The organism is Parageobacillus sp. KH3-4 (genome assembly GCF_022846435.1).
Classification (GTDB): domain Bacteria; phylum Bacillota; class Bacilli; order Bacillales; family Anoxybacillaceae; genus Parageobacillus; species Parageobacillus thermoglucosidasius_A.
The window spans coordinates 82517-104622 of sequence record NZ_AP025627.1; the positions used below are offsets into that span (position 1 = coordinate 82517).

Below are 22106 nucleotides of genomic sequence, written 5' to 3' on the forward strand. Positions count from 1 at the left end.
ACTCCTTTTGTACTTCGCTGTGGAGATTACGAGTTGGATTTGCGGAAAAAGACAATGGTCATGGGCATTGTCAACGTAACGCCGGATTCTTTCTCTGACGGTGGACGGTTTTATGATCTCGATCGCGCGGTCGAGCACGCAAAGCAACTTGTTGCCGATGGAGCGGACATTATTGATATTGGAGGGGAATCGACTCGTCCCGGTGCGGAAAAAGTATCGCTCGAGGAAGAACTGCGGCGGGTAATTCCTGTGGTAAAAGCGGTAGCTCAAGAAGTCGATGTCCCTATTTCCGTAGATACGTATAAAGCCGAAGTCGCCAAACAAGCAATCGAAGCGGGAGCGCACATCATTAACGACGTGTGGGGAGCGAAAGCGGATGAAAAGATGGCGGAAGTCGCCGCTTTTTACGATGTTCCGATTATTTTAATGCATAATCGCCACGATCTTCAGTACCGCGATTTAATTTCTGACATGATTTCCGATTTAATGGAAAGTGTCGCTATCGTAAAACGCGCGGGTGTGAAAGACGAAAACATTATTTTAGATCCGGGGATCGGATTTGCGAAAACATTTGAACATAACCTAGAAATCATGCGCCGTTTAGACGAATTTGCCAAACTAGGATATCCGCTCTTGCTTGGCACGTCACGAAAACGGTTTATCGGCCATGTGCTTGATTTACCGGTCGATGAGCGAGTCGAAGGGACAGGAGCGACCGTATGCTTCGGAATCACAAAGGGAGCTCATATCGTCCGCGTTCACGATGTATTGCCGATTGCGCGGATGGTGAAAATGATGGATGCAATGCTTGGAAAAGGAGTGGCGAACGATCGATAAAATTTATCTTCAACGCATGGAATTTTATGGATATCACGGTGTTCTTCCGGAAGAAAAGGTGCTTGGGCAGCGCTTTATTGTCGACGTTATCCTCGAGACGGATTTACAAAAGGCTGGGAAAAGTGATCGGTTAGATGATACGATTAATTATGTGGAAGTGTACGATATTTGCCGAAATGTCGTCGAGCAACGGCGATTTTCGTTAATCGAAGCAGTAGCGGAAACCATTGCCGAGCAAATTTTATCTTCTTTTCCAACCGTCGCTCGTTGTACGATTAAAGTGACAAAGCCAAATCCGCCTATTCAAGGTCATTATGAATCTGTCGCAGTAGAAATTGTAAGGGGTCGTTAAATGGAAAATTACGCGTATATCGCACTTGGTTCTAATCTCGGCGATCGCTTCTATTATTTACGGGAAGCTGTCAAAATGTTGGATAGCCATGAGCAAATTTCCGTCGCTGCTACTTCGTCTATTTATGAGACTGAACCAGTTGGCTATATCCATCAAGATAAGTTTTTAAATATGGTCATCAAAATTTATACTTCTCTTTCTCCTTTTGCGTTGCTAGATGTTACGCAAAAAATCGAACAGGATTTTGGGAGAAAAAGGGAAATACGTTGGGGACCGCGAACGTTGGACCTTGACATTTTATTATATAATCATGAAAATATTGAAACAGAACAACTTACCATTCCTCATCCGCGTATGACAGAACGTGCGTTTGTGATGATTCCATTATTGGAATTAAATCGCGATATCCATATTCCGAATGTTACTCAACGTTTATTACGCCTCGTAGATCGACTACCTGACAAAGAAGGAGTTCGTGTATGGAAGCAGAAAAATGGGGAAGACGTATTCGCGCTTTTCGAAAGCTAAAAGGATATACGCAAGAAAGGCTGGCAAAAGAACTTGGCATATCTGTGTCGATTTTAGGAGAAATTGAGCGAGGAAATCGTTTGCCGCCAGAGGAATTAGTGCAGCAAATTGCCGAACGGTTGAATATATCTGTCAAAGAGCTTGCGCCGCCGCATTCAGAATCCAAGGAATAAGAAAGGAGGTAGACCGATGTTTAAAATCGGCGATGTAGAAATTAAAAACCGCGTTGTCCTTGCGCCAATGGCCGGTGTGTGCAATTCGGCATTCCGCCTTACTGTGAAAGAGTTCGGAGCAGGGCTTGTTTGTGCGGAAATGGTAAGTGATAAAGGAATTGTGTACAATAACGAAAAAACACTGAACATGTTATATATTGATGAGCGTGAAAAACCGTTAAGCTTGCAAATTTTTGGCGGGGAAAAAGAAACGCTTGTCGAGGCGGCAAAATTTGTCGATAAAAACACGAATGCTGACATCATTGATATCAATATGGGATGCCCTGTGCCAAAAATTACAAAATGCGATGCAGGGGCAAAATGGCTTTTAGATCCAAATAAAATTTACGACGTTGTTGCCGCGATTGTAGACGCAGTTGAAAAACCGGTAACGGTAAAAATGCGTATCGGTTGGGATGAAAACCATATTTATGCAGTGGAAAATGCGCAAGCTGTTGAGCGTGCCGGCGGTAAGGCGGTAGCGGTTCACGGAAGAACGAGAGTGCAAATGTACGAAGGTAAAGCAGACTGGAATATCATTAAACAAGTAAAAGAAGCAGTCAATATCCCTGTCATTGGAAACGGGGATGTAAAGACGCCGCAAGACGCAAAACGGATGCTTGAAGAAACAGGCGTTGACGGTGTGATGATCGGACGCGCCGCTCTCGGAAATCCATGGATGATCTACCGGACAGTTCGTTATTTAGAAACAGGGGAATTAATTCCAGAACCGACAGTAAGGGAAAAAATTGAAGTATGCCTTTTGCATTTAGACCGCCTCATTGCGCTAAAAGGCGAGCATATCGCGGTAAAAGAAATGCGCAAGCATGCAGCGTGGTATTTAAAAGGAGTGCGCGGTAACGCAAAAATTCGCAATGCGATTAATGAATGTGACACTCGCGAACAGCTTGCCACCCTGTTGCTCAATTTTGCTGAAGAAGTAGAAAGCAAAGAACAAATGAATGCACAGGCTGTGTAAACGGGTCAATGACATGATAGCAGTTATTCGCTGCCAGCCTTCGCTGGCAGTATTTTTCATAAAAACTTTTTAAATGGAGTGAAGCTTATATGAGTCATGAAGAACTAAACGACCAATTGCGAGTCCGTAGGGAAAAATTACATAAATTAAGAGAAATGGGAATTGATCCGTTTGGCAAACGGTTTGAACGCACACATAAAGCACAAGAGCTGTTTGATTTATACGGTGATTTATCAAAAGAAGAACTGGAAGAGAAACAAATAAAAGTTGCCGTTGCCGGGCGCATTATGACAAAACGAGGCAAAGGGAAAGCGGGGTTCGCCCATATTCAAGATGTCACTGGCCAAATTCAAATTTACGTTCGCGAAGATGCGGTTGGTCCAGAGCAATACGAGCTTTTCAAAACTTCTGACTTGGGCGACATTATCGGTGTTTACGGAACGGTATTTAAAACAAAAGTAGGGGAGCTGTCCATTAAAGTATCCTCCTATGAATTTTTAACGAAAGCATTGCGCCCGCTTCCGGAGAAATACCATGGGCTAAAAGATATCGAGCAACGTTATCGACAGCGGTATTTAGATTTAATTATGAATCCGGACAGCAAGAATACGTTTATTACTCGTAGCCGGATTATTCAATCGATGCGCCGCTACTTGGATAGCCATGGCTATTTAGAAGTAGAAACGCCGATGATGCACACCATTGCCGGAGGTGCGGCAGCTCGTCCGTTTATCACTCATCATAACGCGTTAGATATGCCATTATATATGCGGATTGCGATCGAGCTTCATTTGAAACGTTTAATTGTCGGCGGATTAGAAAAAGTTTATGAAATAGGTCGTGTGTTCCGTAATGAAGGAATTTCTACACGCCATAACCCGGAATTTACGATGCTTGAACTATATGAAGCATACGCGGATTTCCGCGATATTATGACATTGACGGAAAACTTAATTGCTCACGTCGCCCAAGAAGTATTAGGAACGACAAAAATCCAGTATGGAGAGCATACGGTTGATTTAACTCCTGAATGGAAACGACTTCACATGGTAGACGCGATTAAAGAATACGTAGGCGTCGATTTTTGGAAACAAATGAGTGATGAAGAGGCTAGAGAATTGGCAAAAGAGCATGGTGTGGAAATAGCCCCGCATATGACGTTTGGCCATATTGTTAATGAATTTTTTGAGCAAAAAGTAGAGGATAAGCTCATTCAGCCAACGTTTATTTATGGACATCCGGTAGAAATCTCGCCGTTAGCGAAGAAAAATCCAGACGATCCGCGCTTTACAGATCGCTTTGAATTGTTTATCGTTGGTCGTGAGCATGCAAATGCATTTACTGAATTAAATGATCCGATTGACCAACGTGAGCGTTTTGAAGCACAGCTGAAAGAGAGAGAGCAAGGCAATGACGAAGCACACGAGATGGACGAGGACTTCATCGAAGCGCTTGAATATGGAATGCCACCAACAGGCGGTTTAGGCATTGGTGTTGATCGACTTGTTATGCTATTGACAAATTCACCGTCTATTCGTGATGTATTGCTATTTCCACAAATGCGTAACAAATAAAATCGAGTCCCCTATGAACAAAAGGATCATAGGGGACATAAAATTTTTTAAAAAAGTAATTGACTTTTATACATATAATTGATATATTAAATTATGTCGTTTTTGAAAAATCTATTGACATTAAAATTTTAAAATGATATATTAATAAGGTCGCTAAAAAAGAATGTTCTTTGAAAACTGAACAAAACGAAGCGTCCACATAGAAAAGCGAAGGCGACTGAATAGCCCTGACAGGCGCTGGAGGGCTCGCGAGGAGGCGGCTGCCGCCACAGCGAGACCGAAGCGTCCCGAGGGGCTAGGAGCCGGAGCTAGACAATAAGAAAAGCGAAGGCGACTGGCACCTTTTGGTGTCGGAGCCGAAGCTGAAGATAAGCCAATCCATTTTCTATGGAGAGTTTGATCCTGGCTCAGGACGAACGCTGGCGGCGTGCCTAATACATGCAAGTCGAGCGGGCCGGGCGGAAGCTTGCTTCCGCTTGGTTAGCGGCGGACGGGTGAGTAACACGTGGGTAACCTGCCCGTAAGACCGGGATAACTCCGGGAAACCGGAGCTAATACCGGATAACACCGAAGACCGCATGGTCTTTGGTTGAAAGGCGGCTTCGGCTGCCACTTGCGGATGGGCCCGCGGCGCATTAGCTAGTTGGTGAGGTAACGGCTCACCAAGGCGACGATGCGTAGCCGGCCTGAGAGGGTGACCGGCCACACTGGGACTGAGACACGGCCCAGACTCCTACGGGAGGCAGCAGTAGGGAATCTTCCGCAATGGACGAAAGTCTGACGGAGCGACGCCGCGTGAGCGAAGAAGGTCTTCGGATCGTAAAGCTCTGTTGTTAGGGAAGAAGAAGTGCCGTTCGAACAGGGCGGCACGGTGACGGTACCTAACGAGAAAGCCCCGGCTAACTACGTGCCAGCAGCCGCGGTAATACGTAGGGGGCGAGCGTTGTCCGGAATTATTGGGCGTAAAGCGCGCGCAGGCGGTCCCTTAAGTCTGATGTGAAAGCCCACGGCTTAACCGTGGAGGGTCATTGGAAACTGGGGGACTTGAGTGCAGAAGAGGAGAGCGGAATTCCACGTGTAGCGGTGAAATGCGTAGAGATGTGGAGGAACACCAGTGGCGAAGGCGGCTCTCTGGTCTGTAACTGACGCTGAGGCGCGAAAGCGTGGGGAGCAAACAGGATTAGATACCCTGGTAGTCCACGCCGTAAACGATGAGTGCTAAGTGTTAGAGGGGTTACCCCTTTAGTGCTGTAGCTAACGCGTTAAGCACTCCGCCTGGGGAGTACGGCCGCAAGGCTGAAACTCAAAGGAATTGACGGGGGCCCGCACAAGCGGTGGAGCATGTGGTTTAATTCGAAGCAACGCGAAGAACCTTACCAGGTCTTGACATCCCCTGACAACCCTGGAGACAGGGCGTTCCTCCCTTCGGGAGGACAGGGTGACAGGTGGTGCATGGTTGTCGTCAGCTCGTGTCGTGAGATGTTGGGTTAAGTCCCGCAACGAGCGCAACCCTCGCCCCTAGTTGCCAGCATTCAGTTGGGCACTCTAGGGGGACTGCCGGTGACAAACCGGAGGAAGGTGGGGATGACGTCAAATCATCATGCCCCTTATGACCTGGGCTACACACGTGCTACAATGGGCGGTACAAAGGGCTGCGAACCCGCGAGGGGGAGCGAATCCCAAAAAGCCGCTCTCAGTTCGGATTGCAGGCTGCAACTCGCCTGCATGAAGCCGGAATCGCTAGTAATCGCGGATCAGCATGCCGCGGTGAATACGTTCCCGGGCCTTGTACACACCGCCCGTCACACCACGAGAGCTTGCAACACCCGAAGTCGGTGAGGTAACCCGCAAGGGAGCCAGCCGCCGAAGGTGGGGCAAGTGATTGGGGTGAAGTCGTAACAAGGTAGCCGTACCGGAAGGTGCGGCTGGATCACCTCCTTTCTAAGGACATCATCTTGAAAATAAAGTGGACGCGGAGTTTTGTTCAGTTTTGAAGGAACATTGGTTGTTCCTTCAAATGCTTTGCGCCTGCGTCTATGAACGGATGCAGGAGAAATCAATTGGTTCCTTGAAAACTAGATAACCGAAAGGAAGAAGCCGGGAAGCGAAGGCGGCGAAGATAAAGCCGAGTTTCGCATGGTTAAGTTAGAAAGGGCGCACGGTGGATGCCTTGGCACTAGGAGCCGATGAAGGACGGGGCAAACGCCGAAACGCTTCGGGGAGCTGTAAGCAAGCGTTGATCCGGAGATGTCCGAATGGGGGAACCCACTGCCCGTAATGGGGCAGTATCCATACCTGAATCCATAGGGTATGGAGGGCACACCCGGGGAACTGAAACATCTCAGTACCCGGAGGAGAAGAAAGCAACCGCGATTCCCTGAGTAGCGGCGAGCGAAACGGGAACAGCCCAAACCAAGAGGCTTGCCTCTTGGGGTTGTAGGACCACTCAGATGGGAGTGACAAAGGAACGGGGTAGACGAAGCGGTCTGGAAAGGCCCGCCAGAGAAGGTGACAGCCCTGTAGTCGAAACTTCGTTCCCTCCCGAGTGGCTCCTGAGTACGACGGGACACGGGGAATCCCGTCGGAAGCAGGGAGGACCATCTCCCAAGGCTAAATACTCCCTAGTGACCGATAGTGAACCAGTACCGTGAGGGAAAGGTGAAAAGCACCCCGGAAGGGGAGTGAAAGAGAACCTGAAACCGTGTGCCTACAAGTAGTCAGAGCCCGTTGATGGGTGATGGCGTGCCTTTTGTAGAATGAACCGGCGAGTTACGATGACGTGCGAGGTTAAGTCGAAAAGACGGAGCCGCAGCGAAAGCGAGTCTGAATAGGGCGCGTAGTACGTCGTCGTAGACCCGAAACCAGGTGATCTACCCATGCCCAGGGTGAAGGTAGGGTAACACCTACTGGAGGCCCGAACCCACGCACGTTGAAAAGTGCGGGGATGAGGTGTGGGTAGGGGTGAAATGCCAATCGAACCTGGAGATAGCTGGTTCTCCCCGAAATAGCTTTAGGGCTAGCCTCAAGGGAAGAGTCTTGGAGGTAGAGCACTGATTGAGCTAGGGGCCCTCATCGGGTTACCGAACTCAGTCAAACTCCAAATGCCAACGACTTATCCTTGGGAGTCAGACTACGAGTGATAAGATCCGTAGTCGAGAGGGAAACAGCCCAGACCACCAGCTAAGGTCCCTAAGTGTACGTTAAGTGGAAAAGGATGTGGAGTTGCCCAGACAACCAGGATGTTGGCTTAGAAGCAGCCATCATTTAAAGAGTGCGTAATAGCTCACTGGTCGAGTGACTCTGCGCCGAAAATGTACCGGGGCTAAACGTACCACCGAAGCTGTGGGATGACCGATGGTCATCGGTAGGGGAGCGTTCTAAGTGCGCCGAAGCGAGACCGGAAGGACTCGTGGAGCGCTTAGAAGTGAGAATGCCGGTGTGAGTAGCGAAAACAGAGGTGAGAATCCTCTGCACCGAAAGCCTAAGGGTTCCTGAGGAAGGTTCGTCCGCTCAGGGTTAGTCGGGACCTAAGCCGAGGCCGAAAGGCGTAGGTGATGGGCAACAGGTCGAGATTCCTGTACCACCTCCTCACCGTTTGAGCGATGGGGGGACGCAGGAAGGTAGGGCGAGCAGGCTGCTGGAATAGCCTGTCCAAGCGGTTAGGCCGCCAGATAGGCAAATCCGTCTGGCAACAAGGCGGAGCCGTGATGGCGAAGGGACCTTTGGTCCCGAAGTCCCCGATCCTACACTGCCAAGAAAAGCCTCTAGCGAGGTGGGAGGTGCCCGTACCGCAAACCGACACAGGTAGGCGAGGAGAGAATCCTAAGGTGCGCGGGAGAACTCTCGTTAAGGAACTCGGCAAAATGACCCCGTAACTTCGGGAGAAGGGGTGCTCTCTTGGGTCTCAAGCCCGAGGGAGCCGCAGTGAAAAGGCCCAAGCGACTGTTTATCAAAAACACAGGTCTCTGCGAAGCCGAAAGGCGAAGTATAGGGGCTGACACCTGCCCGGTGCTGGAAGGTTAAGGGGAGCGCTTAAGCCGCAAGGCTGAAGGTGCGAACCGAAGCCCCAGTAAACGGCGGCCGTAACTATAACGGTCCTAAGGTAGCGAAATTCCTTGTCGGGTAAGTTCCGACCCGCACGAAAGGTGTAACGACTTGGGCACTGTCTCAACGAGAGACCCGGTGAAATCATACTACCTGTGAAGATGCAGGTTACCCGCGACAGGACGGAAAGACCCCGTGGAGCTTTACTGCAGCCTGATATGGAATTTTGGTATCGCTTGTACAGGATAGGTGGGAGCCTGGGAAGCCGGAGCGCCAGCTTCGGTGGAGGCGGCGGTGGGATACCACCCTGGCGGTATTGAAATTCTAACCCGCACCCCTTATCGGGGTGGGAGACAGTGTCAGGTGGGCAGTTTGACTGGGGCGGTCGCCTCCCAAAAGGTAACGGAGGCGCCCAAAGGTTCCCTCAGAATGGTTGGAAATCATTCGGAGAGTGCAAAGGCAGAAGGGAGCTTGACTGCGAGACGGACAGGTCGAGCAGGGACGAAAGTCGGGCTTAGTGATCCGGTGGTTCCGTATGGAAGGGCCATCGCTCAACGGATAAAAGCTACCCCGGGGATAACAGGCTGATCTCCCCCAAGAGTCCACATCGACGGGGAGGTTTGGCACCTCGATGTCGGCTCATCGCATCCTGGGGCTGTAGTCGGTCCCAAGGGTTGGGCTGTTCGCCCATTAAAGCGGTACGCGAGCTGGGTTCAGAACGTCGTGAGACAGTTCGGTCCCTATCCGTCGCGGGCGCAGGAAATTTGAGAGGAGCTGTCCTTAGTACGAGAGGACCGGGATGGACGCACCGCTGGTGTACCAGTTGTCCCGCCAGGGGCACCGCTGGGTAGCTATGTGCGGAAGGGATAAGCGCTGAAAGCATCTAAGCGTGAAGCCCCCCTCAAGATGAGATTTCCCATCGCGAAAAGCGAGTAAGATCCCTCGAAGATGACGAGGTCGATAGGTCCGAGGTGGAAGCGTGGCGACACGTGGAGCTGACGGATACTAATCGATCGAGGACTTAACCAAGCGGAACGGAAAAGCGAAGGAAGCCGCCCAGCGAAACGGCTTCTTCCAAACGGACGGTTATCTAGTTTTGAGGGAATGAAATTCCCCTTGACAATGTCATCGATTGAACTATAATAGAACTAGTTCGTTATTTGCCTAGTGACAATAGCGGAGAGGAAACACCCGTTCCCATTCCGAACACGGAAGTTAAGCTCTCCAGCGCCGATGGTAGTTGGGGCCAGCGCCCCTGCGAGAGTAGGTCGTCGCTAGGCAGTTTATAATGGAGGATTAGCTCAGCTGGGAGAGCACTTGCCTTACAAGCAAGGGGTCGGCGGTTCGATCCCGTCATCCTCCACCATTACTTGTCAAAGCAAAATCATTGTTTTTTATGACAGGCTATTCGCTCAGTAGAATAGCGCAACACATCTGTGAATTAATTGCAGTTGTCCTGAAGCATTTACTTCTTATGAGTAAGCTAGCAGAGGAATGGACAACAAAGAGTATAACATAACAGAATAGTTTTGTTTATTATGAGCCATTAGCTCAGTAGGTAGAGCATCTGACTTTTAATCAGAGGGTCGGAGGTTCGAATCCTCCATGGCTCACTTTTTAGCTGCGGGTGTGGCGGAATTGGCAGACGCACCAGAATCAGGATCTGGCGCCTTATGGCGTGGGGGTTCAAGTCCCTCCACCCGCACTTCATATTGAAGCTGCGGAAGTAGTTCAGTGGTAGAACACCACCTTGCCAAGGTGGGGGTCGCGGGTTCGAGTCCCGTCTTCCGCTCCAGTAACCGCCGGGGTGGCGGAATTGGCAGACGCACAGGACTTAAAATTCTGGGGTAGGTAACTACCGTGCCGGTTCGAGTCCGGCCCTCGGCATATGCGCTCGTAGCTCAATTGGATAGAGCATCTGACTACGGATCAGAAGGTTAGGGGTTCGAATCCTCTCGAGCGCGTCATTACGGGAAGTAGCTCAGCTTGGTAGAGCACATGGTTTGGGACCATGGGGTCGCAGGTTCGAATCCTGTCTTCCCGATTTAGAGAAAAGAGGGGGCCTTAGCTCAGCTGGGAGAGCGCCTGCTTTGCACGCAGGAGGTCATCGGTTCGATCCCGATAGGCTCCACTTATTTATTTAAAAATTTAATGTTCTTTGAAAACTGAACAAAACGAAGCGTCCACATAGAAAAGTGAAGGCGACTGAATAGCCCCGACAGGCGCTGGAGGACTCGCGAGGAGGCGGTTGCCGCCACAGCGAGACCGAAGCGTCCCGAGGGGCTAGGAGCCGAAGCTGAAGATAAGCCAATCCACTTTCTATGGAGAGTTTGATCCTGGCTCAGGACGAACGCTGGCGGCGTGCCTAATACATGCAAGTCGAGCGGACCGGGCGGAAGCTTGCTTCCGCTTGGTTAGCGGCGGACGGGTGAGTAACACGTGGGTAACCTGCCCGTAAGACCGGGATAACTCCGGGAAACCGGAGCTAATACCGGATAACACCGAAGACCGCATGGTCTTTGGTTGAAAGGCGGCTTCGGCTGCCACTTGCGGATGGGCCCGCGGCGCATTAGCTAGTTGGTGAGGTAACGGCTCACCAAGGCGACGATGCGTAGCCGGCCTGAGAGGGTGACCGGCCACACTGGGACTGAGACACGGCCCAGACTCCTACGGGAGGCAGCAGTAGGGAATCTTCCGCAATGGACGAAAGTCTGACGGAGCGACGCCGCGTGAGCGAAGAAGGTCTTCGGATCGTAAAGCTCTGTTGTTAGGGAAGAAGAAGTGCCGTTCGAACAGGGCGGCACGGTGACGGTACCTAACGAGAAAGCCCCGGCTAACTACGTGCCAGCAGCCGCGGTAATACGTAGGGGGCGAGCGTTGTCCGGAATTATTGGGCGTAAAGCGCGCGCAGGCGGTCCCTTAAGTCTGATGTGAAAGCCCACGGCTTAACCGTGGAGGGTCATTGGAAACTGGGGGACTTGAGTGCAGAAGAGGAGAGCGGAATTCCACGTGTAGCGGTGAAATGCGTAGAGATGTGGAGGAACACCAGTGGCGAAGGCGGCTCTCTGGTCTGTAACTGACGCTGAGGCGCGAAAGCGTGGGGAGCAAACAGGATTAGATACCCTGGTAGTCCACGCCGTAAACGATGAGTGCTAAGTGTTAGAGGGGTTACCCCTTTAGTGCTGTAGCTAACGCGTTAAGCACTCCGCCTGGGGAGTACGGCCGCAAGGCTGAAACTCAAAGGAATTGACGGGGGCCCGCACAAGCGGTGGAGCATGTGGTTTAATTCGAAGCAACGCGAAGAACCTTACCAGGTCTTGACATCCCCTGACAACCCTGGAGACAGGGCGTTCCTCCCTTCGGGAGGACAGGGTGACAGGTGGTGCATGGTTGTCGTCAGCTCGTGTCGTGAGATGTTGGGTTAAGTCCCGCAACGAGCGCAACCCTCGCCCCTAGTTGCCAGCATTCAGTTGGGCACTCTAGGGGGACTGCCGGTGACAAACCGGAGGAAGGTGGGGATGACGTCAAATCATCATGCCCCTTATGACCTGGGCTACACACGTGCTACAATGGGCGGTACAAAGGGCTGCGAACCCGCGAGGGGGAGCGAATCCCAAAAAGCCGCTCTCAGTTCGGATTGCAGGCTGCAACTCGCCTGCATGAAGCCGGAATCGCTAGTAATCGCGGATCAGCATGCCGCGGTGAATACGTTCCCGGGCCTTGTACACACCGCCCGTCACACCACGAGAGCTTGCAACACCCGAAGTCGGTGAGGTAACCCGCAAGGGAGCCAGCCGCCGAAGGTGGGGCAAGTGATTGGGGTGAAGTCGTAACAAGGTAGCCGTACCGGAAGGTGCGGCTGGATCACCTCCTTTCTAAGGACATCATCGTGAAAATAAAGTGGACGCGGAGTTTTGTTCAGTTTTGAAGGAACATTGGTTGTTCCTTCAAATGCTTTGCGCCTGCGTCTATGAACGGATGCAGGAGAAATCAATTGGTTCCTTGAAAACTAGATAACCGAAAGGAAGAAGCCGGGAAGCGAAGGCGGCGAAGATAAAGCCGAGTTTCGCATGGTTAAGTTAGAAAGGGCGCACGGTGGATGCCTTGGCACTAGGAGCCGATGAAGGACGGGGCAAACGCCGAAACGCTTCGGGGAGCTGTAAGCAAGCGTTGATCCGGAGATGTCCGAATGGGGGAACCCACTGCCCGTAATGGGGCAGTATCCATACCTGAATCCATAGGGTATGGAGGGCACACCCGGGGAACTGAAACATCTCAGTACCCGGAGGAGAAGAAAGCAACCGCGATTCCCTGAGTAGCGGCGAGCGAAACGGGAACAGCCCAAACCAAGAGGCTTGCCTCTTGGGGTTGTAGGACCACTCAGATGGGAGTGACAAAGGAACGGGGTAGACGAAGCGGTCTGGAAAGGCCCGCCAGAGAAGGTGACAGCCCTGTAGTCGAAACTTCGTTCCCTCCCGAGTGGCTCCTGAGTACGACGGGACACGGGGAATCCCGTCGGAAGCAGGGAGGACCATCTCCCAAGGCTAAATACTCCCTAGTGACCGATAGTGAACCAGTACCGTGAGGGAAAGGTGAAAAGCACCCCGGAAGGGGAGTGAAAGAGAACCTGAAACCGTGTGCCTACAAGTAGTCAGAGCCCGTTGATGGGTGATGGCGTGCCTTTTGTAGAATGAACCGGCGAGTTACGATGACGTGCGAGGTTAAGTCGAAAAGACGGAGCCGCAGCGAAAGCGAGTCTGAATAGGGCGCGTAGTACGTCGTCGTAGACCCGAAACCAGGTGATCTACCCATGCCCAGGGTGAAGGTAGGGTAACACCTACTGGAGGCCCGAACCCACGCACGTTGAAAAGTGCGGGGATGAGGTGTGGGTAGGGGTGAAATGCCAATCGAACCTGGAGATAGCTGGTTCTCCCCGAAATAGCTTTAGGGCTAGCCTCAAGGGAAGAGTCTTGGAGGTAGAGCACTGATTGAGCTAGGGGCCCTCATCGGGTTACCGAACTCAGTCAAACTCCAAATGCCAACGACTTATCCTTGGGAGTCAGACTACGAGTGATAAGATCCGTAGTCGAGAGGGAAACAGCCCAGACCACCAGCTAAGGTCCCTAAGTGTACGTTAAGTGGAAAAGGATGTGGAGTTGCCCAGACAACCAGGATGTTGGCTTAGAAGCAGCCATCATTTAAAGAGTGCGTAATAGCTCACTGGTCGAGTGACTCTGCGCCGAAAATGTACCGGGGCTAAACGTACCACCGAAGCTGTGGGATGACCGATGGTCATCGGTAGGGGAGCGTTCTAAGTGCGCTGAAGCGAGACCGGAAGGACTCGTGGAGCGCTTAGAAGTGAGAATGCCGGTGTGAGTAGCGAAAACAGAGGTGAGAATCCTCTGCACCGAAAGCCTAAGGGTTCCTGAGGAAGGTTCGTCCGCTCAGGGTTAGTCGGGACCTAAGCCGAGGCCGAAAGGCGTAGGTGATGGGCAACAGGTCGAGATTCCTGTACCACCTCCTCACCGTTTGAGCGATGGGGGGACGCAGGAAGGTAGGGCGAGCAGGCTGCTGGAATAGCCTGTCCAAGCGGTTAGGCCGCCAGATAGGCAAATCCGTCTGGCAACAAGGCGGAGCCGTGATGGCGAAGGGACCTTTGGTCCCGAAGTCCCCGATCCTACACTGCCAAGAAAAGCCTCTAGCGAGGTGGGAGGTGCCCGTACCGCAAACCGACACAGGTAGGCGAGGAGAGAATCCTAAGGTGCGCGGGAGAACTCTCGTTAAGGAACTCGGCAAAATGACCCCGTAACTTCGGGAGAAGGGGTGCTCTCTTGGGTCTCAAGCCCGAGGGAGCCGCAGTGAAAAGGCCCAAGCGACTGTTTATCAAAAACACAGGTCTCTGCGAAGCCGAAAGGCGAAGTATAGGGGCTGACACCTGCCCGGTGCTGGAAGGTTAAGGGGAGCGCTTAAGCCGCAAGGCTGAAGGTGCGAACCGAAGCCCCAGTAAACGGCGGCCGTAACTATAACGGTCCTAAGGTAGCGAAATTCCTTGTCGGGTAAGTTCCGACCCGCACGAAAGGTGTAACGACTTGGGCACTGTCTCAACGAGAGACCCGGTGAAATCATACTACCTGTGAAGATGCAGGTTACCCGCGACAGGACGGAAAGACCCCGTGGAGCTTTACTGCAGCCTGATATGGAATTTTGGTATCGCTTGTACAGGATAGGTGGGAGCCTGGGAAGCCGGAGCGCCAGCTTCGGTGGAGGCGGCGGTGGGATACCACCCTGGCGGTATTGAAATTCTAACCCGCACCCCTTACCGGGGTGGGAGACAGTGTCAGGTGGGCAGTTTGACTGGGGCGGTCGCCTCCCAAAAGGTAACGGAGGCGCCCAAAGGTTCCCTCAGAATGGTTGGAAATCATTCGGAGAGTGCAAAGGCAGAAGGGAGCTTGACTGCGAGACGGACAGGTCGAGCAGGGACGAAAGTCGGGCTTAGTGATCCGGTGGTTCCGTATGGAAGGGCCATCGCTCAACGGATAAAAGCTACCCCGGGGATAACAGGCTGATCTCCCCCAAGAGTCCACATCGACGGGGAGGTTTGGCACCTCGATGTCGGCTCATCGCATCCTGGGGCTGTAGTCGGTCCCAAGGGTTGGGCTGTTCGCCCATTAAAGCGGTACGCGAGCTGGGTTCAGAACGTCGTGAGACAGTTCGGTCCCTATCCGTCGCGGGCGCAGGAAATTTGAGAGGAGCTGTCCTTAGTACGAGAGGACCGGGATGGACGCACCGCTGGTGTACCAGTTGTCCCGCCAGGGGCACCGCTGGGTAGCTATGTGCGGAAGGGATAAGCGCTGAAAGCATCTAAGCGTGAAGCCCCCCTCAAGATGAGATTTCCCATCGCGAAAAGCGAGTAAGATCCCTCGAAGATGACGAGGTCGATAGGTCCGAGGTGGAAGCGTGGCGACACGTGGAGCTGACGGATACTAATCGATCGAGGACTTAACCAAGCGGAACGGAAAAGCAAAGGAAGCCGCCCAGCGAAACGGTTTCTTCCGAACGGACGGTTATCTAGTTTTGAGGGAACGAATCCCTCTTGACAAAAGAGATGATTGAAATATAATAATACCTGTCAGAAATACTTGCCTAGTGACAATAGCGGAGAGGAAACACCCGTTCCCATTCCGAACACGGAAGTTAAGCTCTCCAGCGCCGATGGTAGTTGGGGCCAGCGCCCCTGCGAGAGTAGGTCGTTGCTAGGCAGTGTGAAAAGAAGTATGCCTTATTAAGGCATACTTCTTTTTTTGTTCTGAAAAAGAAGTTGTGTTTTATTTTCGGAAAAAAAGGAAATGATATGACTGATCTTTTTTGTGAGTGACCCTTGCATTTTTTTTTAATACACTATATAGTAGAAGTAAGGTCAAATATAGTCAAAGTCAACTTCGTATACAAGGAGGAGGTAGAGTGCCAAATATTTCCGATATTATTGAGCAATATTTAAAACAAGTATTGAACATGAGCGATAAAGATATTGTGGAAATTAAAAGAAGCGAAATTGCGGATAAATTTCAGTGTGTTCCGTCGCAAATTAATTATGTCATTAATACGAGATTTACGTTGGAGAGAGGATATATTGTTGAGAGTAAGCGCGGCGGCGGCGGTTACATTCGCATTATGAAAGTCAAGACAAAAAGCGAAGCACAGCTGATTGATCAATTGCTGGAATTAGTCGGACGTCACGTCAGCCAATCCAATGCGGAAGATATTATTCAGCGTCTTGTTGAAGAAAAGGTAATTTCAGAACGGGAAGCAAAAATTATGCTAAGCGTAATGGACCGTTCCGTATTATACATCGATTTGCCACAACGTGACGAATTGAGAGCGCGCATGCTAAGAGCGATGTTGACATCGCTAAAGTATAAGTAGGGGAGGGGATAAAGTTGATATGTCAAGAATGCAAAGAGAGACCGGCAACGATGCATTTCACGAAAATTATAAACGGTGAAAAAACGGAATTTCATCTTTGCGAACAATGCGCGCATGAGCATAGCGATATGTTTATGTTTTATGGGAATGACGACTTTTCCTTTAATAATTTGTTAGCTGGCCTGCTTAACTTTCCATCTTCTGTGAAAGAAATGACAACAAGTCCGTTCCACAGTTCAGATATTTTACAATGCGAAAAATGTAACATGACTTATCATCAGTTTACAAAAATAGGTCGTTTCGGTTGTTCAAACTGTTATCGCACCTTTGCCCGATATTTACCGCCAATATTGAAAAGACTCCATAGCGGAAATACAGCCCATGCTGGAAAAATACCGAAACGAAAAGGTGGAACACTTCATTTGCGCAAACAAATTGCTATGTTAAAACAAAAATTGCAGGAACTTGTGGCAAGAGAAGAATTTGAAAAGGCGGCAGAGGTTCGCGATCAAATTCGTTCCCTTGAATATCAGCTTCATCAACGTGGAGAGGGGGAGATGTAGTTATATGTCGTTTGAGAAGTTTTTTAATACGGCAGTAAGCTCTTGGATGAGCCAAGAGGGTCCTGATTCGGACATCGTGTTAAGCAGCCGCATCCGCTTGGCCAGAAACATTAGCGATTTTCGGTTTCCCACGGTATTTAGCAATGAGGAAGCGCAGCAAATCGTTTCATTGTTTGAGCAAACATTTGCCCACCGTTTTTATCGTTCTGTCGGTCGTTTCGAATTGTTAAAAATGTCAGAGCTTCAACCGATTGAAAAAAGGGTATTGGTAGAAAAGCATTTAATTAGTCCGCATTTGGCAGAAGATTCTCCCTTTGGGGCATGCTTGCTCTCAGAAAATGAGGAAATAAGCATTATGATTAATGAAGAGGATCACATTCGCATTCAATGCTTATTTCCTGGCTTTCAATTAACAGAGGCATTAAAAGCAGCTAATGAACTTGATGACTGGATTGAGGAACATGTCAATTATGCATTTGATGAAAAACTTGGATATTTAACAAGCTGCCCGACAAATGTTGGAACAGGAATGCGCGCTTCTGTAATGATGCATCTCCCGGCTCTCGTTTTAACACAGCAGATGAACCGCGTTATTCCAGCAGTTAACCAACTCGGGTTAGTCGTACGTGGAACATATGGAGAAGGCAGTGAGGCATTAGGGAATATTTTTCAAATTTCGAACCAAATTACATTAGGAAAGTCAGAAGAGGATATTGTCGAAGATTTGAAAAGTGTCGTTCAGCAGTTAATTGCTCAGGAAAGAATGGCAAGGGAGACATTAGTTAAAACTTTAAACATACAATTAGAAGACAGAGTCTTCCGTTCCTATGGGATATTGGCCAATAGCCGTGTTATTGACTCGAAAGAAGCGGCTCAATGTTTGTCAGATGTACGTTTAGGGATTGATTTAGGGTACATTAAAAATATTTCGCGCAATATTTTAAATGAGCTCATGATTTTAACTCAACCTGGTTTTTTACAACAATATGCAGGCGGCGTGTTAAGACCGGAAGAACGGGATGTTCGACGAGCTGCACTGATACGAGAGCGTTTAAACATGGAAGAACGAAAAATGAATGGAGGGTGATGAGTGATGATGTTTGGAAGATTTACGGAACGGGCGCAAAAAGTGTTGGCGCTAGCCCAAGAAGAGGCAATACGCCTTGGCCATAATAACATTGGAACGGAACATATTTTATTAGGTTTAATTCGTGAAGGAGAAGGAATTGCAGCCAAAGCATTAATGGCGTTAGGACTTGGTCCGGAGAAAATCCAAAAAGAGGTAGAATCGCTAATCGGCCGCGGCCATGAAGTTTCCCATACGATCCATTATACGCCACGTGCGAAAAAAGTAATCGAATTGTCGATGGACGAGGCGAGAAAGCTTGGGCATTCCTATGTAGGAACGGAACATATTTTGCTTGGCCTCATTCGTGAAGGAGAAGGAGTTGCGGCTCGCGTACTTAATAATTTAGGAGTGAGTCTGAATAAAGCGCGCCAACAAGTGCTGCAATTGCTTGGAAGCAATGAGTCAGTTTCCGGTCATTCAGGAGGAGGCGCTTCGCATGTAAGTACGCCAACATTAGACAGCTTGGCCCGTGATTTAACGGCGATTGCCCGTGAAGGCAGATTAGACCCGGTCATTGGCAGAAGCAAAGAAATTCAGCGTGTCATCGAAGTATTGAGCCGCCGTACAAAAAATAATCCGGTGCTAATCGGGGAACCTGGAGTTGGGAAAACGGCGATTGCTGAAGGGCTCGCGCAGCAAATCGTCAACAACGAAGTGCCGGAAACGCTTCGCGATAAGCGGGTCATGACGCTGGATATGGGAACGGTCGTTGCTGGTACAAAATACCGTGGGGAATTTGAAGATCGTTTGAAAAAAGTGATGGATGAAATTCGACAAGCAGGAAACATCATTCTCTTCATTGATGAGCTCCATACGCTTATTGGCGCAGGTGGAGCGGAAGGCGCGATTGATGCATCGAACATCTTGAAGCCAGCGCTTGCCCGCGGGGAGCTGCAATGCATTGGTGCGACTACATTGGACGAATATCGGAAATATATTGAAAAAGACGCGGCGCTAGAACGTCGTTTCCAACCGATTTACGTCGATGAGCCGACGGTAGAGGAATCAATTCAAATTTTAAAAGGATTGCGCGATCGCTATGAAGCGCATCACCGCGTATCTATTTCCGATGAGGCGATCATTCAGGCGGTAAAATTATCTGACCGTTATATTACCGACCGTTTTCTTCCGGATAAAGCGATCGATTTAATCGATGAGGCATGCTCGAAAGTTCGCCTGCGTTCGTTTACGGCACCGCCAAAATTAAAAGAGCTCGAACAAAAACTGGAGGAAGTGCGTAAGGAAAAAGACGCTGCTGTACAAAGCCAAGAATTTGAAAAAGCTGCTTCGCTGCGCGACATGGAACAACGTTTACGCGAAGAACTGGAAGAAACGAAACGAGCGTGGAAAGAAAAACAAGGCCAAGAAAACTCTGAGGTAACAGTCGAGGACATCGCGATGGTTGTATCGAGCTGGACCGGAATTCCGGTGGCGAAATTAGCGCAGACAGAAACAGAACGATTGTTGAAACTAGAAGAAATTTTACATTCCCGCGTCGTTGGTCAAGATGAAGCAGTAAAAGCAGTTGCTAAAGCAGTCCGCCGCGCGCGCGCTGGATTAAAAGATCCGAAACGTCCTATTGGCTCGTTCATTTTTCTTGGGCCGACTGGTGTCGGAAAAACCGAATTGGCAAGAGCGCTTGCAGAAGCAATGTTCGGTGATGAAGACGCGCTTATTCGCATCGATATGTCTGAATATATGGAGAAACACTCGACATCTCGTTTGATCGGTTCGCCTCCTGGGTATGTCGGGTACGAAGAAGGCGGTCAGCTAACTGAAAAAGTGCGCCGCAAACCGTATTCGGTTGTGTTATTAGATGAGATGGAAAAAGCTCATCCAGACGTATTTAACATTTTGCTGCAAGTGCTGGAAGACGGTCGTTTAACCGACTCGAAAGGAAGAACGGTTGACTTCCGCAATACGATTATCATTATGACATCCAACGTTGGCGCAGATGCGTTAAAGCGGAACAAATACGTCGGCTTTAACGTTCAAGATGAAGATCAAAAATATAAAGATATGAAAGGAAAAGTCATGGACGAGTTAAAGAAAGCGTTCCGCCCGGAATTTTTGAACCGCATTGATGAAATTATCGTCTTCCATTCGCTTGAAAAACAACATTTAAAACAAATTGTCAAACTGATGGCAGACACGTTGATTAAACGTTTAAAAGAACAAGATATCGATTTAGAGCTGACGGATGCGGCGATTGAAAAAATTGCCTCGGAAGGATATGATCCAGAATATGGTGCTCGTCCATTGCGCCGCGCGTTGCAAAAACATGTAGAAGATCGTTTGTCGGAAGAATTGTTGAAAGGAACGATTGCCAAAGGGCAAAAAGTGATCGTAGACGTAAAAAACGGAGAGTTCGTCGTTTTATCGGAACAAGCTGTGATGTAATGGACGTTTTTGCGGCGGAAGGTATGAGGCAGCTCGTTGCCCATACCTTTTTGTTTCAATGATGAAAAAGAAAGGGTTTTTCGACGATGGGGAAAAAGAAAACAAAGTTTGTTTGTCAAGAATGCGGCTATGAGTCAGCGAAGTGGCTTGGAAGATGCCCAGGATGCAATACGTGGAATTCGATGGTTGAGGAAATCGAGCGGACCAAGCCGGCAACAAGAGGAGTGTTTGTTCATTCCGCGCCTGATATCATCTCTAAGCCAGTGCCGATTACTACAGTGACAACGACGCAAGAGCCGCGCATACAAACGAGCATTTCCGAGTTTAACCGCGTATTGGGCGGAGGGGTTGTGAAAGGTTCGCTCGTTTTAATCGGCGGCGATCCGGGGATTGGAAAATCGACGCTTCTATTGCAAGTTTCTGCGCAACTTGCCGCTTTGCAGCATAAAGTATTATATATATCCGGCGAGGAATCAGTAAAACAAACGAAATTGCGCGCTGACCGCCTTCGTGTTGCTGCTGACCAGCTGTATGTATTAGCAGAGACAGATTTGGAATATATTGTAGAAGCAATAGAAACGATTCACCCTGCTTGTGTTGTGATCGATTCGATCCAAACGATTTACCGCGCGGATATTGCGTCTGCGCCCGGAAGTGTATCACAAGTTCGCGAGTGCACGGCAGAGCTGATGAAAATCGCCAAAACAAAAGGAATCGCCATTTTTATTGTCGGGCATGTAACAAAAGAAGGAGCGATTGCCGGACCAAGAATTTTAGAGCATATGGTGGACACCGTTCTTTATTTTGAAGGCGAGCGCCATCATACGTATCGTATTTTGCGGGCGGTGAAAAACCGTTTCGGCTCCACAAATGAAATTGGTATTTTCGAAATGAGAGAATCGGGGCTTGTTGAGGTCGCAAATCCATCGGAGGTGTTTTTAGAGGAGCGCTCCCGCGGTGCAGCAGGTTCAACCGTTGTCGCGGCAATGGAAGGGACCCGTCCTGTGTTAGTCGAAATTCAAGCGTTAGTGTCACCAACGAGCTTTGGTAATCCGCGGCGGATGGCGACAGGAATTGATCATAACCGTGTTTCTTTATTGATGGCCGTATTGGAAAAAAGGGTCGGTCTGCTTTTACAAAATCAGGATGCTTACTTGAAAGTGGCAGGGGGAGTAAAATTAGATGAACCGGCGATTGATTTAGCGATTGCTGTGAGCATTGCCTCGAGCTTTCGCGATCAGCCTACAAATCCGCATGACGTCATTATTGGCGAAGTTGGTTTGACAGGAGAAGTACGCCGTGTTTCCCGTATTGAACAGCGGGTGCAGGAAGCTGTAAAATTAGGATTTTCCCGCATGATTATCCCTACAAACAATTTAGCAGGATGGAACCCGCCGGAACATATAACCGTTATCGGCGTGTCCCATGTCGCCGAAGCGCTGGAGTATACGTTGCAGTAAAATGTTACGAGTACGTGTCAAATGTTTAAAAAACGTTAAAAACTGTACTATGATTGGTTTCAAACATTGGAAACTGTTTATAATGGTAGATAGGGAGGTGAATAG

General features: G+C 49.6%; 11 protein-coding genes, 8 tRNA genes and 6 rRNA genes. All 25 read left to right on the forward strand.

What is annotated here, in order from left to right:
* Nucleotides 1-54: 54 nt before the first annotated feature.
* The 25 genes from folP to radA all read left to right on the forward strand — a co-directional run bounded on the left by folP (nucleotide 55) and on the right by radA (nucleotide 22001).
* Nucleotides 55-837, forward strand: coding sequence for a dihydropteroate synthase (folP, locus tag MWM02_RS00420; protein ID WP_420038590.1), 783 nt, complete (start codon nucleotides 55-57; stop codon nucleotides 835-837).
* The gene (folB, locus tag MWM02_RS00425) at nucleotides 800-1189 is read left to right on the forward strand and encodes a dihydroneopterin aldolase (RefSeq protein ID WP_198401547.1); all 390 of its coding nucleotides are present in this window, start codon (nucleotides 800-802) and stop codon (nucleotides 1187-1189) included. The genes folP and folB overlap by 38 nt, the downstream gene beginning before the upstream one ends.
* A complete protein-coding gene (gene folK / locus MWM02_RS00430) occupies nucleotides 1190-1717 on the forward strand; it encodes a 2-amino-4-hydroxy-6-hydroxymethyldihydropteridine diphosphokinase (RefSeq protein ID WP_064550625.1) in 528 nt (175 codons plus the stop codon).
* Nucleotides 1669-1890, forward strand: a complete 222-nt coding sequence (locus MWM02_RS00435; RefSeq protein WP_244402731.1) for a helix-turn-helix domain-containing protein — start codon at nucleotides 1669-1671, stop codon at nucleotides 1888-1890. Before folK ends, MWM02_RS00435 begins: the two co-directional genes overlap by 49 nt.
* A 16-nt stretch (nucleotides 1891-1906) precedes the next feature.
* Nucleotides 1907-2908, forward strand: coding sequence for a tRNA dihydrouridine synthase DusB (dusB, locus tag MWM02_RS00440; RefSeq protein ID WP_064550623.1), 1002 nt, complete (start codon nucleotides 1907-1909; stop codon nucleotides 2906-2908).
* Between the two features lie 89 nt (nucleotides 2909-2997).
* Nucleotides 2998-4482 carry a lysine--tRNA ligase gene (gene lysS / locus MWM02_RS00445; RefSeq protein WP_064550622.1) on the forward strand — a complete coding sequence of 495 codons (1485 nt, stop codon included), beginning with the start codon at nucleotides 2998-3000 and terminating at the stop codon, nucleotides 4480-4482.
* Nucleotides 4483-4866: 384 nt separating this feature from the next.
* Nucleotides 4867-6423 (forward strand): 16S ribosomal RNA (locus tag MWM02_RS00450).
* A 197-nt stretch (nucleotides 6424-6620) separates the two neighbouring features.
* A 23S ribosomal RNA gene (locus MWM02_RS00455) occupies nucleotides 6621-9555 on the forward strand.
* A 134-nt stretch (nucleotides 9556-9689) separates the two neighbouring features.
* Nucleotides 9690-9806, forward strand: a 5S ribosomal RNA gene (rrf, locus tag MWM02_RS00460).
* Nucleotides 9807-9816: 10 nt separating this feature from the next.
* A tRNA-Val gene (locus MWM02_RS00465) sits at nucleotides 9817-9892 on the forward strand.
* A gap of 174 nt (nucleotides 9893-10066) precedes the next feature.
* Nucleotides 10067-10139: transfer RNA gene (locus MWM02_RS00470), tRNA-Lys, on the forward strand.
* A gap of 10 nt (nucleotides 10140-10149) precedes the next feature.
* A tRNA-Leu gene (locus tag MWM02_RS00475) sits at nucleotides 10150-10231 on the forward strand.
* A 15-nt stretch (nucleotides 10232-10246) separates the two neighbouring features.
* Nucleotides 10247-10321: transfer RNA gene (locus tag MWM02_RS00480), tRNA-Gly, on the forward strand.
* A 6-nt stretch (nucleotides 10322-10327) separates the two neighbouring features.
* Nucleotides 10328-10413 (forward strand) — tRNA-Leu (locus MWM02_RS00485).
* A gap of 3 nt (nucleotides 10414-10416) precedes the next feature.
* Nucleotides 10417-10490 (forward strand) — tRNA-Arg (locus MWM02_RS00490).
* Nucleotides 10491-10496: 6 nt separating this feature from the next.
* A tRNA-Pro gene (locus tag MWM02_RS00495) sits at nucleotides 10497-10570 on the forward strand.
* A gap of 14 nt (nucleotides 10571-10584) precedes the next feature.
* Nucleotides 10585-10657: transfer RNA gene (locus MWM02_RS00500), tRNA-Ala, on the forward strand.
* Between the two features lie 187 nt (nucleotides 10658-10844).
* Nucleotides 10845-12401, forward strand: a 16S ribosomal RNA gene (locus tag MWM02_RS00505).
* Between the two features lie 197 nt (nucleotides 12402-12598).
* A 23S ribosomal RNA gene (locus tag MWM02_RS00510) occupies nucleotides 12599-15533 on the forward strand.
* Nucleotides 15534-15668: 135 nt separating this feature from the next.
* A 5S ribosomal RNA gene (gene rrf / locus MWM02_RS00515) occupies nucleotides 15669-15785 on the forward strand.
* Together the 16S, 23S and 5S rRNA genes with 8 tRNA genes alongside form the textbook arrangement of a ribosomal RNA operon.
* A gap of 202 nt (nucleotides 15786-15987) precedes the next feature.
* The gene (locus MWM02_RS00520) at nucleotides 15988-16449 is read left to right on the forward strand and encodes a CtsR family transcriptional regulator (protein WP_064550572.1); all 462 of its coding nucleotides are present in this window, start codon (nucleotides 15988-15990) and stop codon (nucleotides 16447-16449) included.
* Nucleotides 16450-16463: 14 nt separating this feature from the next.
* Nucleotides 16464-17012, forward strand: coding sequence for a protein-arginine kinase activator protein McsA (gene mcsA, locus MWM02_RS00525; RefSeq protein ID WP_064550571.1), 549 nt, complete (start codon nucleotides 16464-16466; stop codon nucleotides 17010-17012).
* Between the two features lie 4 nt (nucleotides 17013-17016).
* The gene (gene mcsB, locus MWM02_RS00530; protein ID WP_064550570.1) at nucleotides 17017-18099 is read left to right on the forward strand and encodes a protein-arginine kinase McsB; all 1083 of its coding nucleotides are present in this window, start codon (nucleotides 17017-17019) and stop codon (nucleotides 18097-18099) included.
* Nucleotides 18100-18105: 6 nt separating this feature from the next.
* The gene (gene clpC, locus MWM02_RS00535; protein WP_064550569.1) at nucleotides 18106-20541 is read left to right on the forward strand and encodes an ATP-dependent protease ATP-binding subunit ClpC; all 2436 of its coding nucleotides are present in this window, start codon (nucleotides 18106-18108) and stop codon (nucleotides 20539-20541) included.
* A gap of 86 nt (nucleotides 20542-20627) precedes the next feature.
* Complete coding sequence (radA, locus tag MWM02_RS00540; RefSeq protein ID WP_244402732.1) at nucleotides 20628-22001, forward strand: DNA repair protein RadA; 1374 nt, start codon at nucleotides 20628-20630, stop codon at nucleotides 21999-22001.
* Nucleotides 22002-22106 lie beyond the last annotated feature (105 nt).